This window comes from Caballeronia sp. NK8, assembly GCF_018408855.1.
Classification (GTDB): Bacteria; Pseudomonadota; Gammaproteobacteria; order Burkholderiales; family Burkholderiaceae; genus Caballeronia.
Genome location: NZ_AP024322.1, coordinates 433865 through 448640, shown reverse-complemented (window position 1 = coordinate 448640; position 14776 = coordinate 433865). Strand labels below are relative to the sequence as shown.

Here is a 14776-nt window from a genome sequence, read left to right as displayed (position 1 = left end):
ACCCGACGACGGTCGGCAGGCTGGATTTTCCCGCGTTCGCCAGACACCGCGCAGGCGCCCTTTTCGAGATCGAAGGCGATCTGAAAAGCGCCGGAGCCCCTCGCGCACACGGCGATCCGCTGCGGCTTTGCGCGTATACCCTCGGCTCATCCGGCAGTTTTCAAGATATGCCCGACTCAAGGCCCGACGATACCGATCTCCCCGTGCAACGCCAACTGACGCTCGATCTGGGCACGCCGCCGCCCGCCACCTTCGACAACTTTTTCGCCGCCGGCAATCACGAACTGGTCGCGCGTCTGCGCGCGCTCGAAGATGCGCTCGCGGCCGGGCCGGTCGCGGACCGCACGTTCTACGTCTGGGGCGAGCCGGGCAGCGGCCGCAGCCATTTGCTGCAGGCGCTCACGCACGAGGCGGACGGCCACGCGCGCTACCTGAGTCCGCAAAGCGCGCTCAACGTGTTCGGCTTCGATCCGCGCGTGACGCTCTATGCCGTCGATGATTGCGACCGCCTCTCGCCCGCGCAGCAGATCGCGCTCTTCAATCTCTTCAACGAAGTGCGTGCGCATCCGACCAGCGCCCTCGTCGCGACCGGCAACGACGCGCCGCTCGCGCTCACCGTGCGCGAAGATCTGCGCACGCGGCTCGGCTGGGGCCTCGTCTTCCACCTTCAGCCGCTCTCCGACGAAGCAAAGGCATCGGTGCTGAAACACGCGGCGCGTGAACGCGGCATCGTGCTCGCGGAAGACGTGCCCGGCTATCTGCTCACGCATTTCCGCCGCGACATGCCGAGCCTGATGGCCCTGCTCGACGAACTCGACCGCTTCTCGCTGGAGCAAAAACGCGCGGTGACGCGCGCGCTCCTGCGCACGATGCTCCAGCAAACCGGCCGCGCCGCGCCGCTCGCGCCCGTGCCCGTGCCGGCGCAGGATCTCGTCGGCGATCCAATCGCTCCCGATTCCAGCCCGGCCGCGCCGGACAACGATCCGACCCGCTTCAAGTAGAATGCGCACCCATGAACCTCGCCCTTTTCGATCTCGACCACACGCTCATTCCCACCGACAGCGACCATGAATGGGGCCGCTTCATGGTGAAGCTCGGCATCGTCGACGCGGATTCTTTCGCGCGCCAGAACGACGCCTTCTACGCCGATTACAAGGCGGGCGTGCTCGACATCAACGCCTATCTGCACGCGATGCTCGCGCCGCTCGCGAAATATTCGCGCGAGCAGCTCACCGACTGGCACACGCAATTCATGCGCGAGGTGATCAATCCGCGCATCGTGCCGGCCGCCGTCACCTTGGTGCGCGAGCATCAGGACAACGGCGATCTCTGCTGCCTCGTCACCGCCACTAACGCGTTCATCACCGCGCCGATCGCGGAAGCATTCGGCATCGAAACCCTGATCGCCTGCGATGTGGAAACCGTCGACGATCATCCGGACGGCGCGCTCACCGGCCGGCCGACCGGCACGCCGAGCTATCGCGAAGGCAAGATCGTGCGGGTCGAGCAATGGCTCGCAGCGAGCGGCAAGAAGCTTTCCGATTTCAGGCACAGCTATTTCTACAGCGACTCGCACAACGACATCCCGCTGCTCGAGCGCGTCACCGACCCGGTCGCGACCAATCCCGACGACACCCTGCGCGCGCACGCGCAAGCCAAAGGCTGGCGCATCCTGAACCTGTTCGACACACGTGATTAAAAAACTCATCCGCAAGCTGTTCGGGCAAGACAGCGCCGATTCCGATGAAGGCGCAGCGAACGACACGCCACCTGTTTCGCCCGACGCCAAACCGGCTCGCAAGAGCCCGCGCAAGAAAGCCGCCGCGCACGTGAAGCGCGACCCGAGCGTGCCGGTCATCCTGTCATCGGAGATTCACGGCATCGATCCGTCGCTGATCTCGAAGAACGCGGTCCGCGTCACCGACGGCCTGCAGCACGCGGGACATCGCGCGTTCATCGTCGGCGGCGCGGTGCGCGACCTGCTGCTCGGCGTCGCACCCAAAGACTTCGACGTCGCCACCGACGGCACGCCCGATCAGGTGCAGAAGCTGTTTCGCCGCGCGCGCATCATCGGGCGGCGCTTCCAGATCGTGCACGTGCAGTTCGGGCAGGAGATCATCGAGACGTCGACGTTCCGCGCGCTGATGGATGCTCCGCCGGAACCGGCCGCCGAACCGCCGCGCCGGCTGAAACGCGGCGAGCTCGATGGCCGCACGCATGCCGTCGACGCGAGCGGCCGCGTGCTGCGCGACAACGTCTGGGGCGAGCAGCACGAAGACGCCACGCGCCGCGACTTCACCATCAACGCGATGTATTACGATCCGGCCACGCAAACCGTGCTGGATTATCACGACGGCATGGCCGATATCCGCGCGCGTCTGTTGCGCATGATCGGCGATCCGGCCACGCGCTATCGCGAGGACCCGGTGCGTATGCTGCGCGTGGTGCGCTTCGCGGCGAAGCTCGGCTTCGAGATCGACGAAGCCACGCGCGCGCCGATCAAGGACCTCGCCGATCTGATGAACAACGTGCCGGCCGCGCGTCTGTTCGACGAGATGCTGAAGCTGCTGCTCTCCGGTCACGCGCTCGCGTGTCTCACGCGGCTGCGTCAGGAAGGCCTGCATCATGGCGTGCTGCCGCTGCTCGATGTCGTGCTCGAACAGCCGCACGGCGAGAAGTTCGTCACGCTCGCGCTCACCAGCACCGACGAGCGCGTGCGCGCGGGCAAACCGGTTTCACCGGGCTTTCTCTTCGCCACGCTGCTGTGGCACGACGTGCAGACGCGCTGGCAGCAATACACGGCGAACGGTGAATATCCGGTGCCCGCGCTGCATCGCGCGATGGACGACGTGCTCGACATGCAGACCGAGAAACTCGCGATCCACAAGCGCTACTCGTCGGACATGCGCGAGATCTGGGGTCTTCAGCATCGGCTGGAAAAGCGCGGCCGCAGCGCGCTCAAGCTGCTGGAACACCAAAGATTCAGAGCGGGGTATGATTTCCTGCTACTGCGTTGCGAATCGGGCGAGCTCGATGCGGCCATCGGTCAATGGTGGAGCGATTTCATCGACGGCGATCACGCCGCGCGCGAAGCGCTGTTGTCCGAAGGCGGCAAGGACCGCAACGCGCCGAAGAAGCGCCGCCGTCGCAGCAACGCGAAGCGCCGCACGGGCGAGTCGGTGGAACAGGGCGCGCCAGGCAGCGAGGGCGACGTCGTATCCAGTGCGCCGAACACGCGCGAAGGCGCCGACAACGAGTAACGCCGGTTTTGGTTACAGTAGCGAGGAGCGATGTTGCTTTCCCGCTTGTCGCTGTGACCCACGCGTAGGACTTCTGCCATGACGATTGCTTATCTCGGCCTGGGGGCGAATCTCGGCGATGCGCGCCAGACCCTGAAAGACGCAGTCGTGTGTCTCGCCCAGCAGCACACGATCACCGTGCTCGCGAAATCGAGCGTGTATCGCACCGCGCCGATCGATGCATCGGGCGACGATTATTTCAATTGCGTCGTCAAGCTCGAAACGAGTCTGCCGGCGCGCGCGCTCTTGCGTCTGTGTCATCACATCGAGTTGCAGTTCGGGCGCGAGCGGCCGTATCGCAATGCGCCGCGCACGCTCGATCTCGACATCCTGCTGTATGGCGCATCGAGCATCGACGAAGCGGATCTCGTCGTGCCGCATCCGCGCATGACGCAACGCGCCTTCGTGCTGGTGCCGCTCGTGGAGCTCGAACCCGATCTCATTCTTCCTCAACGCGGCCGCGCGGATTCGTTCATCGCCGACGTTGCCGATCAGCGTATCGAGAAAGTCGCCGCGTGTCAGTGCATGGTCGGCACGCCGTCCGGCGGCACCGACACGAGCACCGCCCCTTCCAACAAGACAGACTGCCGATGAGCGTTCCGCCACTCACCGTGACCGCGCCGCAACTGCGGCCGCCCCACCGTTACATTGCAATCGAAGGGCCGATCGGCGTTGGCAAGACCACGCTTGCGACCCTGCTCGCCGAGCGCTGGTCGATGCGCACGCTGTTCGAGCGCCCGCAGGACAACCCGTTTCTCGAACGCTTTTATCGCGACACTACGCGCCATGCGCTCGCCACGCAGTTGAACTTCGCGTTGCAGCGTGCATCGCAGACGCAGGAAGCCGCCGATATCGTGACGAGCGGCGCGGCGTTGATGACGGACTTTCTCACGCAGAAGAGCGACTTGTTCGCGCGCCTCACGCTGCCCGACGACGAGTTCCAGCTCTACAAGGACGTCGCCTCGCACATTCGTTCGAGCGGCCCCGCGCCCGATCTCGTCATCTATCTGCAGGCGAGCCCGGAAGTGCTGTTCGCGCGCATTCAGAAACGCTCGCTGCCGATGGAACTGCAGATCTCGGATTCATATCTGCGCGCGCTCTGCGATGCGTATAACGAGTTCTTCTATCACTATGACGCGACGCCGTTGCTCACGGTGAACGCGGAGCACCTGAACCCGCTTGCATCGGATGACGATCTCACGCTCCTCGTCGAGCGTATCGAGACGATGCGCGGGCGCAAGGAATTCTTTGTCAAAGGCGTATCGGTCTGAGCGCGCCGCGCGGCCACGCCCTCTTTAGTGAAACGATCATGACGTATCTGCAGGAAACGAATCGCTCGACGATCACCGTACCCAAACTTCAATCCATGCGCGAGGCCGGCGAGCGCATCGTGATGCTGACGTGCTACGACGCGAGCTTCGCCGCGCTGCTCGAACGCGCGGGCGTCGATGTCATGCTGATCGGCGATTCGCTCGGCAACGTGCTGCAGGGGCATGGCACGACGCTGCCCGTCACGCTCGATGACATCGCGTATCACACGGCTGCGGTCGCGCGCGGCAACCGCAGCGCGCTCGTCGTCGCGGACATGCCGTTCGGCACGATCGGCTCGAAGGAAGACGCTTATGCGAACGCCGTGAAGCTGATGCGCGCGGGCGCGCAGATGGTGAAGATCGAAGGCGGCGCATGGCTCGCGGACACCGTGCGCTTTCTCGTCGAGCGGTCGATTCCCGTGTGCGGGCACGTCGGGCTCACGCCGCAGTCGGTGCATGCGTTCGGCGGCTTCAAGGTGCAGGGCAAGTCCGAGGCGGCGGCCGAACAGATGAAGCGCGACGCCATCGCGCTGCAGGAAGCCGGCGCGCAACTGATCGTGATCGAAGCGGTGCCCACGCTGCTCGCGCGCGAAGTCACGGAGGCGCTCGCGATTCCGACGATCGGCATCGGCGCGGGCATCGACTGTTCCGGGCAAGTGCTCGTGCTGCACGACATGCTCGGCATCTTCCACGGCAAGCGGCCGCGCTTCGTGAAGGATTTCATGCAAGGCCAGCCGAATATTTTCGCGGCCGTCGAAGCGTATGTACGCGCCGTGAAGGACGGCAGCTTTCCCGGTCCGGAACACACGTTCTGAGCGCCCGCGGCCTGCGGGCCGCGTTTAAAATTCCCGTTCACGATCTGCGTTTTCTCGTACATACTGACGGGCTTCCCGCACGTACCCTTGCCAAAAGTCACTAAAAAGAGCGAGAACGATCATGTGGCACGTCCTTCCCGATGAATACGTCCGGGCCCAACTGGCTGTGGGCTCGCTCGTCGCGCTGGGGGTGGCGCGCGTGGTGGCCGCGGGCATCGGCGCGCAGCACGGCTGGCGCATCGCGGCGGTGACGCGCTGGTTCATCGTTGCGGCGTTCGTGTTCTGCCTGCCGCAGTTGCTCGAAGTCGTCTTCGTCGCCGATTCGCATACGGCCTTCGTCGAACTGCAAGGCAAGGTCATCGGCTGCGCGGTGGCGCTCTTCTGCGCGCCGATCGTCTCTCACAAGCTCGGCTACGAGTAAGACGCGCGTCGTTTCATCCGCCGAGCGCCGACCCCGGCACGCTGTGCGACAACACGGCCGCCGCCACGAACACACCCGCCATCATCACCGCTTCGACACGCATCACGTTGATGACCGTGTGCGCGTCGATCGTCGATGCCGAGCGTTGCAGACGCGGCAGCGCCGACCATCGATTCAGCGCGCCGAACGCGAGCGCCAGCGCAACCAGCGCGATCTTCACGAGCAACGCTTGACCCCAGGCGCTCGCGGTCAGCGCCGCGGGCGAGCCGCCGACGCCGCGCCACGCATTGAACCCGCCCGTCAGGACGACGAACGCAAGCGCGATCGCCGCCGTGCGCGACATGCGCGCGACCGTGCGGATCAGCAACGCGCGCGCCACCGATGTATCGAGCGCCGGCAACACGAACGCACCCGCGATGACGATGCCGCCCCACACGGCCGTCGCGAGCAGATGCAGCGTTTGCACGCCTTCCGCGAAGGAGAACGCACCCGCATCGGCCGCGTGGCCGACCGCCGACTTGCCCGCCGCGACGACCAGCGCCGCTAGCGCGGCAAATCCGATGCGCGCGACCGTTGGCGCGCCGCCGCTCGCCGCCGGCACCAGGAGCACGCTGCCCGCCAGCGCGACCGTCCAGCCGATGCCCGCATGCGTGCCCGTCGCGACCAGCCACAAGGACGCGCCCGCTTCGGCGAGCGGCGCGCCGCTCATCGCCGCCGACTGCAGCCACAGCGAAACGAAGTTGCACAGCACCAAAGCGAGCGCGGCGAGCAGACCGCCCCGCGCCGCACGCCGCCAGCCGGCCCGCGCGGGCGAAACGGGAGCGAACGCCTGTTCGCGCATCAGCCAGCCGTTCAGGAGCAACGAGCCGAGCACGCAGGCAAAGGCGACGTCGGCGAGCGCCGCGAATGCGGTCTGGGCCAGACCGATGGGATCGTCGTTCATCGCGTGCGCGCAGTGTCGAAGGAAGAAAGTCTGCGGAGTCTAAACGAAGGCCCGGTTGCAGCACAGCATCGAAGGTCGGCGAAACGCCTTGAATTTTTGCCCGGCGCTTCCGAAACTGCATGGAGCACATCGGAACGGCGCAGGCGCTTCACGTCGAGTCGAATCTTTGTCGAAAGGCAATGAAGCGAACGCGCGTGAGAAGTTCGTCGCGGATGGTCAAGAGCCGCGCGGCAAATTGTCGCGAATGCGCTGCAGCGGGACTTAGAGCGAGATTGTGTCAAATAGTCATCATCATGCATCGATGATAGAATGCCGCGTCGCATCAGAGGCTCGTCGAGCCGCTGTGGCCGTGGTCCGCCACCCACCGCCCCCTGCGTGGCCGTGGTTCGCCACCTTCGCACCGAGCCGCACGAAGCTCGGCAGGTCCCCGAATTTCATGGAGTGTCGCGTGTTTTCAAGACGCATTTTTCGTCCGCTGCTCGCTATGGCTTTTGCCTCGGCTCTGGTAGGCAGCGCTGGCGTTTTCAGCTCCGCCGCGCAGGCGCAGAACCAGCCGATCGCACCGGACACGATGGCCGCGCGCGTGCAGGGCTGCACGGCGTGCCACGGCGTTCACGGTGAAGGCACGGACAACGACTACTTCCCGCGTCTTGCCGGCAAGCCTGCCGACTATCTGTACAACCAGCTCCAGAATTTCCGCGAAGGCCGGCGCAAGTACCCGCCGATGAACTACCTCGTCACGTATCTCTCGGACGATTACCTTCATCAGATCGCGACGTACTTCTCGAACCAGCGTCCGCCGTATCCGCCGCCCGCCAAGTCGAACGTGTCGGCCACGACGCTCGCGCGCGGCCAGCAGATCGTGCTGAACGGCGATGCGTCGAAGAACATTCCCGCGTGCGCGGCCTGCCACGGCAAGGGTCTGACCGGCATGCAGCCGGCCATTCCGGGTCTCGTCGGCCTGCATTCGGACTACATCAGCGCGCAAGTCGGCGCATGGAAGTCGGGCACGCGTCACGCGAAAGCGCCCGATTGCATGCAGCAGATCGCCTCGCGCCTGACGGATGACGACGTGACCGCCGTCGCCGCCTGGCTGTCCACGCAACAAGCACCCGCCAATCCGGTGCCCGCGCCTGCTGGCTCGTTGAAGATGCCGCTCAAGTGCGGCAGCGAACTGCAATAAGGCGTCTGGAGCGACAACATAATGAAACGCAAGTCCCTGTTCGCACTTTCCTCGGCTGTCGTGGTGGCAGCCGTCGCAGCCGGCGCCGTCCTCTGGTCGGGCGGCGACAATCTGCATTCGGGCGGCGCCATCGCGGCGACGCCGGCTGATAAAGCCGCCCTCGTCAAACAAGGTGAATACCTCGCCCGCGCCGGCGACTGTATCGCGTGCCACACGGTGCGCGGCGGCAAGGAGTTCGCGGGCGGCCTGCCGATGGCCACGCCGTTCGGCACCATGTTCACGCCGAACATCACGCCGGACGATCAATACGGCATCGGCAAGTGGACCTCCGACGACTTCTATCGCGCGATGCACACCGGCCGTTCGAAGGACGGTTCGCTGCTGTATCCGGGCTTCCCGTTCACGAGCTACACGAAGGTCACGCGCGCCGACTCCGACGCGATCTACGCGTATCTGCGCTCGGTCGCGCCGGTTTCGGAACCGAGCCGTCCGCATGAACTGCGCTTCCCGTTCAACAACCGCAACCTGCTGATCGGCTGGCGCACGCTGTTCTTCTCGGAAGGCGAGTACAAGCCGGATCCGACCAAATCGGTCGAATGGAACCGCGGCGCGTATCTGGTCGAAGGCCTCGGCCACTGCGGCATGTGCCACACGTCGATCAACGCGATGGGCGGTCCGGTCAACTCGGCGGCCTTCGCCGGCGGCCTGATCCCGCTGCAGAACTGGTACGCGCCGTCGCTGACGTCGAACAAGGAAGCGGGTCTCGGCGACTGGGACCTGAAGGACATCAACGACCTGCTGAAGACCGGCGTGTCGCAGCGCGGCGCGGTGTTCGGCCCGATGGCCGAAGTGGTCCACAACAGCCTGCAGTACATGACCGACGCCGACATCAACGCGATTTCGACCTACCTCAAGTCGATCCCGCAGAAGAAGGAAGCGCCGGAAGTCATGCAGCTGGAGACGTCCGACAAGTTCGGCGGCGAGCTGCTCACGCTGGGCAAGAAGGTCTACACCGAAAACTGCGCGAAGTGCCATCAGGAAAATGGTCTTGGCAAGCCGCCGGCTTATCCGCCGCTCGCCAACAACCAGTCGATCCAGATGCCGTCGGCCGTCAACCCGATCCGCATGACGTTGAATGGCGGCTATCCGCCGAGCACGGAAGGCAACCCGATGCCGCACGGCATGCCGCCTTTCGCGCAGTCGCTGTCGGATACGGAAGTCGCGGCGGTCGTGACGTACATCCGTATGTCGTGGGGCAACCACGGCACGCCGGTGTCGCCGCAGCAGGTAAGCAATCTGCGCTCGGCGCCGCTCGATTGAGGTCCGCGGCGACCATCCGCCAATAGAGCGTACAATACGCATTTGGGGCGCAGCCTGTGTAGTTTGGGGCCGCGCCCCTTGTCTTTTGGCGGAATGGATTCATGCACGCAGGTGAGCGTTTCAACAGCATCAGCCATCTGATCGGCGCGCTGCTGTCGGTGGCGGGGCTCGCGACGCTCGTCACGATGGGCGCGCTCGACGGCGACGCCTACAAGGTCGTCAGCTTCGCGGTGTACGGCGCAATGCTCTGCGCGCTCTACATCATCTCCACGCTGTATCACTGGGCGCGCACGCCGCGCCTGAAAGCGATACTGCAGAAGTGCGACCACTCGGCCATCTACTTGTTGATAGCCGGCAGCTATACGCCGTATACACTGGTGACCTTGCGTGGCCCCTGGGGCTGGTCGCTCTTCGGCGTGAGCTGGGGGCTCGCGGCGTTCGGCATCACGCAGGAACTCACGCTCGGGCGTCGAACCCGCAGCGTGTCGATGGTGCTGTACGTGCTGATGGGATGGCTCGCGCTCGTAGCCGTTCATCCGCTCGTGACGGCGCTGCCAGCCGCGGGAACCGCATGGCTGGTGGCGGGCGGCGTGATTTACAGCGCCGGCATTTATTTTTTCATCAACGACGAGCGCATCCGGCACGGACACGGAATCTGGCATCTGTTCGTGCTCGCAGGCAGCCTGTGCCAGTTCGTGAGCGTCGCGCGCTATGTCGCGTGAGGCCTGCTGAAACGGGCGCCGCCGCGTCGAAGTGTCCTTCGATGCAACTTAGCGTCAGATGACGTGTCTTGATAGCACGTCGAACCTTGCGGCAACGCCCGGCGATCGCTGATCGCCGAATGGCCCGCCGCCCGATTTATTTCCGAGCGTCGCGTATGCGCGCGGCCGGCCGAGCTCTGCTCGCCGCAGCCCTGATTCGCACCCGCGCCGCCCGATATAACGATAAGCATCCAATTTATGTCTTTTGATTCACTTGGTCTGTCCGAACCCTTGCTTCGCGCGGTCAACGAACTCGGCTATTCCAGCCCCACTCCGATTCAGCTCCAGGCGATTCCCGCCGTCCTGAAAGGCGGCGACCTGCTCGCGGGCGCGCAGACCGGCACGGGCAAGACCGCCGGTTTCACGCTGCCGATCCTGCAGCGCCTGTCGCAACTCGCTCCCGCCGCCGCTGGCGCCAAGCGCCCGGTGCGCGCGCTGATCCTCACGCCGACGCGCGAACTCGCCGCGCAGGTCGAGGAAAGCGTGCGCGCGTACGGCAAATACCTGAAGCTCAAGTCGACGGTGATGTTCGGCGGCGTCGGCATCAATCCGCAGATCGACGCGCTGCGCCGTGGCGTCGATATCGTCGTGGCGACGCCGGGACGTCTGCTCGATCACATGCAGCAAAAGACGATCGACGTTTCGCAGCTCGAAATTCTCGTGCTCGACGAAGCCGACCGCATGCTCGACATGGGCTTCATCCACGACATCAAACGCGTGCTCGCGCGCCTGCCGGCGAAGCGTCAGAACCTGCTGTTCTCGGCCACGTTCTCCGACGAAATCAAGGCGCTCGCCGACAGCCTGCTCGACTCGCCCGCGCTCATCGAAGTCGCGCGGCGCAATACCACGGCCGAAAAGGTCGACCAGAAGATTCACCCGGTCGATCGCGATCGCAAGCGCGAGTTGCTCACGCATCTGATCCGCGGCAACAACTGGTTCCAGGTGCTCGTCTTCACGCGCACGAAGCACGGCGCGAACCGCCTCGCCGAACAGCTCGGCAAGGATGGCATCAGCGCGCTCGCGATTCACGGCAACAAGAGCCAGTCGGCCCGCACGCGCGCGCTGGCCGAATTCAAGGATCAGACGCTGCAGGTGCTGGTCGCGACCGATATCGCGGCGCGTGGCATCGACATCGATCAACTGCCGCACGTCGTCAACTTCGATCTGCCGAACGTGCCGGAAGACTACGTGCACCGCATCGGCCGCACGGGGCGCGCGGGCGCGGAAGGCGAAGCCGTCTCGCTGGTGTGCGTCGACGAGCATCAGCTCCTGAAGGACATCGAGCGCCTCATCAAGCGGCCGATTCCGAGCGAAGTGATTCCCGGCTTCGAACCGGATCCGAACGCGAAGCCGGAGCCGATCCAGCGTCGCAGTCAGGGACGCGGTCAAGGACAGGGGCAAGGGCAAGGCCAGGGGCGTCAGGCTCCGCGCAATGGGGAAGCGCGCCGCGAAGGCGGCCGTCCGAACGGCGACGCACGTGGCGCGCGGCCGGCCAACGGTGGCAATGGAGGCAAAGCGGGCGCCCAACCCTCACGCGATGCACGCAACGCCGGCAAGCCGAACGTGAGCGCGAACCCCGCGCCGCGACGCGCGGAATCGGCGCCGACGAACCATGCCGCGAATTCGCGCAAGCCGGCGCCTACGGGCAACCCCGGCGCGCTGCTCGGCGGCCGACGCGATGCCCAGCGTTCGGGCACGCGCAGTCGCTAAGGCGTAGATTTCCCGGTGCGACACTCCAACGTGTCGCACCGCTGCTTCAGGCGGCGGCGCTCGCCGCCCGCTTCAGCCATTCGAGCTGCTCGCGCCAGCGCGCGAGTGCCGATTCCGCTTCGGTCAGTTCAAACGCGATTCCGCTCGTGAGTCGCGCATATCCCACCCGCTGCACCTCCCCACTCTCGATCGTGCCGACGAAGCACGCGAGCGGCACGTCATCGAGCGGCACGCGGCGCACATCCAGATGGACCTGATAAAACGCTTCGTCGAAAACGAAGGCGAGCGTCGCGCGTCCCGTCGCGGTGACCGCCTGCGCGGTTCGCGACGATGGCCACAACGCGAACGCGAGTGTGCGCGCATCGGGCGCGAGGAGTTCGCCTGCGCTCAGCAGCGCGGTTCGCACGCGATGAGCGTGATCGGCCGCGCACAGCGATGCCGTGAAACCGGCTTCGGCGACGGCGAACGTGCCATCGAAAAGCGCGCGCAACTCGGGCGGCCATTCGTCGAAGACGGATTGCGAGGAAAGCGACGGCTGCGGCGCGTTGGGATCGGTCATAACAAAATGCCGGCTTCGGGCCGGCATCGTGGGGTAGGTTTCAACGGAAGAACAACTGCGTCATCTTTGAGAGCGGATAGTGCACGCCCGGCTGGATGCGCGCGGGCAGATCGAGCGGCTTGAGCAGCATCTTGATCGCCTGATCGGCCGACAGATTGCGCCGCACGAGCGCATTCACGCGCGCGGACAGCTCGCGGTTGTATTCCACATCCTGTGCACGCTCAGGATAACGAATGGCGAAGACGTGCCGCAGCGCGATCTCCGAATCCTCGCTCTTGAGTTCCATCACGCGCCGCACGAGCGCGCCGAGCACGGCCATGCGGCCATTGCCCTCGATCTTGTTCCACTTCTTGAAAAAGTGGAAAAAATGCTTGTAGTGGCGCACTTCGTCCGTGCGGATGTTGTCCGTGATCTCTTTCAGCACCGGTTCATCCGAGCAGTCGTTTATCGCGCGATAAAGCGTGGCCGTTCCCGTCTCGACGACACAGCGCGCCACCATCTCGAGCGCGCGCTTCTTCTCGAACTCCTCGTACGAGCAGGTCAGCGAGTATTCGGCGAAGAAGTTCCTGAACGCCGTGTCCCAGTCGAACTCGGGCCACACGTGATTGATGTACGTCTTGAGCGCCCTGCCGTGCTGCATCTCTTCGGGCTCCCACTCATTGTTGAGCCACGCCGAAATCTCGGGGTCGTCATGAAAATACTTGCTGAGATTGCTCGTATAAAGATCTGTGCCGCTCTCGATGAACGAGCAGGCGCACAACAACAAGAGAAGATGCTCGTTGGATGCCGCCTTCTGGCGATCGATCCGCGTGAGATCGATGTCTTCGATGCGCCACGGCATCACATGGGTACTGTTTGTGTGCATATATCGCGCTCCCAGGCGGTACTGAACGCGCCATCGGCCAACTGCAAAAGCCGAGGTTCAGGCGACGCCGCGAACGATTCGGTCCCGGCGTTCTAACTTCAATTGTTAAGCGGCAGGTTTTTCCATCTTAGCCGCCCCGCAACGAGTTTGCAGGCATGGGGACAGACTCCTGCGCGGCGCGCCGGTTCCGTTTGCGCCAATTTCTTACGAGTCTCGATGCGAGCGGCCAGTGGTGCACTGCAGCATGAAATGTGCCACGCGCGCGCTGAAGTTCGTGCCTGGAGCCTGAAAATGCAGAGAGAAGACCTGGCCGTTATATCGCGCGCCGCCCCGCGCGCATGCGCCACGCGACGATCGCCAGCGAGACGCCCGACAGCACCGCCGCCAGCAACACGTAATAGCTCGGCGCGAGCTTGTCGCCGGTGACGTGGATGAACGCCTCGACGATCGTAGGCGCGAAGCCGCCGAACAGCGTGACGCCGAGCGCGTAGCCGATCGAGAGACCGGTCGAGCGCACGCGCGTCGGGAAGATCTCGGACATCAGCGCGGGCATCGGACCGGAATATGCCGCCTTGAGAATGCCCGCGACCGATTGCAGCATGACGAGCGAGGCGATCGTCGGGTGTGACTGCAGCCACGCAAACATCGGATAAATCGTTACGCCCATGAAAATCGACGTGCCGAGCATGATGCGAATGCGTCCGAAACGGTCGGAGAGCGCGCCCATCAACGGCGAGAAAATGAACTGAAGTCCGCCATTGAGCACCACGACGGCGAACGACGCCGTCGCGGGAAGATGAAGCTGCTTGACGGCATACATCGGCATATAGAGTTGCAAGACGTACACACCGACCGTCGATTGCGCAACGATGCCGACGGCCAGCAACAGGTTCAGCCATTGATTCGAGAACGAGACGCCGGGCGCGCTCGCTTTGTTTTCGGCGCGCGTCGCGAGAAATTCCGGCGTTTCGTCCAGATGCGAACGGATGTAGTAGCCCACCGGGCCGACGAGCAGACCGAAGACGAACGGAATGCGCCAGCCCCAGCTTTCGAGTTGAGGCTGCGGCAGCCACGCGCTCAGCACCGAGCCGAAAGCCGCGGCCATGATCGCGGCGAGCCCTTGACTCGCGAACTGCCAGCTTGCGTAATAGCCGCGCCGCGCTTCGCTGTGCTCGACCATGAACGCCGTCGCGCTGCCGAACTCGCCGCCGACCGCGAAGCCTTGAACGAGCCGCGCAAGCAGGATCAGAAGCGGCGCCGCCAAGCCGATGTGCGCGTACGACGGCATCACGGCCATGGTGAGCGTGCCGACCATCATCAGCAGAATGGCGAGTGTGAGCGCGGCCTTGCGACCTTTGCGGTCGCCGTAGATGCCGAGCACGATCGCGCCGAGCGGACGCATCAGGAACGAAATGCCGAACGTGCCGATGGCCAGCATCGTCGACAACCACTCGTCGTGCGACGGAAAGAACGCCTTCGCGATCACCGTGGCGAAATAGCCGTAGACGAGAAAGTCGAACCACTCGAGCGCGTTGCCGATCGACGACGAGAACACGATACGACGGATCATCGCCTCCGATGGCGCCGCTC

Annotated in this window: 15 protein-coding genes; 11 read left to right on the top strand and 4 right to left on the bottom strand. The window is 64.7% G+C overall.

Annotated elements, in window-relative coordinates; translation table 11 throughout:
- Positions 1–167 precede the first annotated feature (167 nt).
- From hda to NK8_RS02100, 7 genes are all read left to right on the top strand, one after another.
- Positions 168–1001 carry a DnaA regulatory inactivator Hda gene (hda, locus tag NK8_RS02130; protein WP_225936187.1) on the top strand — a complete coding sequence of 278 codons (834 nt, stop codon included), beginning with the start codon at positions 168–170 and terminating at the stop codon, positions 999–1001.
- An 11-nt stretch (positions 1002–1012) separates the two neighbouring features.
- Positions 1013–1699: an HAD family phosphatase gene (locus tag NK8_RS02125; RefSeq protein WP_213227089.1), complete on the top strand. Its 687-nt coding sequence runs from the start codon at positions 1013–1015 to the stop codon at positions 1697–1699.
- Positions 1692–3260, top strand: coding sequence for a polynucleotide adenylyltransferase PcnB (gene pcnB / locus NK8_RS02120; RefSeq protein WP_213227087.1), 1569 nt, complete (start codon positions 1692–1694; stop codon positions 3258–3260). The genes NK8_RS02125 and pcnB overlap by 8 nt, the downstream gene beginning before the upstream one ends.
- Before the next feature lie 78 nt (positions 3261–3338).
- Entirely contained in the window at positions 3339–3893 is a 555-nt protein-coding gene (gene folK, locus NK8_RS02115; RefSeq protein WP_162064931.1) for a 2-amino-4-hydroxy-6-hydroxymethyldihydropteridine diphosphokinase, read from the top strand.
- Positions 3890–4570 carry a deoxynucleoside kinase gene (locus NK8_RS02110; protein WP_162064930.1) on the top strand — a complete coding sequence of 227 codons (681 nt, stop codon included), beginning with the start codon at positions 3890–3892 and terminating at the stop codon, positions 4568–4570. The genes folK and NK8_RS02110 overlap by 4 nt, the downstream gene beginning before the upstream one ends.
- 38 nt (positions 4571–4608) lie before the next feature.
- Positions 4609–5424 carry a 3-methyl-2-oxobutanoate hydroxymethyltransferase gene (panB, locus tag NK8_RS02105; protein ID WP_213227085.1) on the top strand — a complete coding sequence of 272 codons (816 nt, stop codon included), beginning with the start codon at positions 4609–4611 and terminating at the stop codon, positions 5422–5424.
- Between the two features lie 121 nt (positions 5425–5545).
- Complete coding sequence (locus tag NK8_RS02100; protein ID WP_162064928.1) at positions 5546–5845, top strand: hypothetical protein; 300 nt, start codon at positions 5546–5548, stop codon at positions 5843–5845.
- Positions 5846–5858: 13 nt separating this feature from the next.
- On the opposite strand, the gene NK8_RS02095 is transcribed toward NK8_RS02100, so the two are convergent.
- Positions 5859–6788: a copper resistance D family protein gene (locus NK8_RS02095; protein WP_213227083.1), complete on the bottom strand. Its 930-nt coding sequence runs from the start codon at positions 6786–6788 to the stop codon at positions 5859–5861.
- Between the two features lie 436 nt (positions 6789–7224).
- Between NK8_RS02095 and NK8_RS02090 the strand changes: the two genes are divergently transcribed.
- From NK8_RS02090 to NK8_RS02075, 4 genes are all read left to right on the top strand, one after another.
- Entirely contained in the window at positions 7225–7971 is a 747-nt protein-coding gene (locus NK8_RS02090) for a cytochrome c (protein ID WP_162066747.1), read from the top strand.
- A gap of 21 nt (positions 7972–7992) precedes the next feature.
- Entirely contained in the window at positions 7993–9291 is a 1299-nt protein-coding gene (locus NK8_RS02085; RefSeq protein WP_061172861.1) for a cytochrome c, read from the top strand.
- A gap of 101 nt (positions 9292–9392) precedes the next feature.
- Entirely contained in the window at positions 9393–10013 is a 621-nt protein-coding gene (locus NK8_RS02080; protein ID WP_162064926.1) for a hemolysin III family protein, read from the top strand.
- Between the two features lie 237 nt (positions 10014–10250).
- Positions 10251–11762 carry a DEAD/DEAH box helicase gene (locus NK8_RS02075; protein ID WP_213227081.1) on the top strand — a complete coding sequence of 504 codons (1512 nt, stop codon included), beginning with the start codon at positions 10251–10253 and terminating at the stop codon, positions 11760–11762.
- 46 nt (positions 11763–11808) lie between these two features.
- Here NK8_RS02075 and NK8_RS02070 read toward each other — a convergent pair whose 3' ends face one another.
- The 3 genes from NK8_RS02070 to NK8_RS02060 form a co-directional block, all read right to left on the bottom strand.
- Positions 11809–12321, bottom strand: coding sequence for a hypothetical protein (locus NK8_RS02070; protein ID WP_213227079.1), 513 nt, complete (start codon positions 12319–12321; stop codon positions 11809–11811).
- 40 nt (positions 12322–12361) lie between these two features.
- Positions 12362–13186, bottom strand: coding sequence for a ferritin-like domain-containing protein (locus NK8_RS02065; protein ID WP_162064923.1), 825 nt, complete (start codon positions 13184–13186; stop codon positions 12362–12364).
- A gap of 313 nt (positions 13187–13499) precedes the next feature.
- The gene (locus NK8_RS02060) at positions 13500–14756 is read right to left on the bottom strand and encodes an MFS transporter (RefSeq protein WP_225936230.1); all 1257 of its coding nucleotides are present in this window, start codon (positions 14754–14756) and stop codon (positions 13500–13502) included.
- Positions 14757–14776: the final 20 nt, after the last annotated feature.

Bases quoted from the DNA above. Each gene is read 5' to 3' on its own strand.
- hda (WP_225936187.1), top strand. From the start codon at position 168: ATGCCCGACTCAAGGCCCGACGATACCGATCTCCCCGTGCAACGCCAA.
- NK8_RS02125 (WP_213227089.1), top strand. From the start codon at position 1,013: ATGAACCTCGCCCTTTTCGATCTCGACCACACGCTCATTCCCACCGAC.
- folK (WP_162064931.1), top strand. From the start codon at position 3,339: ATGACGATTGCTTATCTCGGCCTGGGGGCGAATCTCGGCGATGCGCGC.
- NK8_RS02110 (WP_162064930.1), top strand. From the start codon at position 3,890: ATGAGCGTTCCGCCACTCACCGTGACCGCGCCGCAACTGCGGCCGCCC.
- panB (WP_213227085.1), top strand. From the start codon at position 4,609: ATGACGTATCTGCAGGAAACGAATCGCTCGACGATCACCGTACCCAAA.
- NK8_RS02100 (WP_162064928.1), top strand. From the start codon at position 5,546: ATGTGGCACGTCCTTCCCGATGAATACGTCCGGGCCCAACTGGCTGTG.
- NK8_RS02095 (WP_213227083.1), bottom strand. From the start codon at position 6,788: ATGAACGACGATCCCATCGGTCTGGCCCAGACCGCATTCGCGGCGCTC.
- NK8_RS02090 (WP_162066747.1), top strand. From the start codon at position 7,225: ATGGAGTGTCGCGTGTTTTCAAGACGCATTTTTCGTCCGCTGCTCGCT.
- NK8_RS02085 (WP_061172861.1), top strand. From the start codon at position 7,993: ATGAAACGCAAGTCCCTGTTCGCACTTTCCTCGGCTGTCGTGGTGGCA.
- NK8_RS02080 (WP_162064926.1), top strand. From the start codon at position 9,393: ATGCACGCAGGTGAGCGTTTCAACAGCATCAGCCATCTGATCGGCGCG.
- NK8_RS02075 (WP_213227081.1), top strand. From the start codon at position 10,251: ATGTCTTTTGATTCACTTGGTCTGTCCGAACCCTTGCTTCGCGCGGTC.
- NK8_RS02070 (WP_213227079.1), bottom strand. From the start codon at position 12,321: ATGACCGATCCCAACGCGCCGCAGCCGTCGCTTTCCTCGCAATCCGTC.
- NK8_RS02065 (WP_162064923.1), bottom strand. From the start codon at position 13,186: ATGCACACAAACAGTACCCATGTGATGCCGTGGCGCATCGAAGACATC.
- NK8_RS02060 (WP_225936230.1), bottom strand. From the start codon at position 14,756: ATGATCCGTCGTATCGTGTTCTCGTCGTCGATCGGCAACGCGCTCGAG.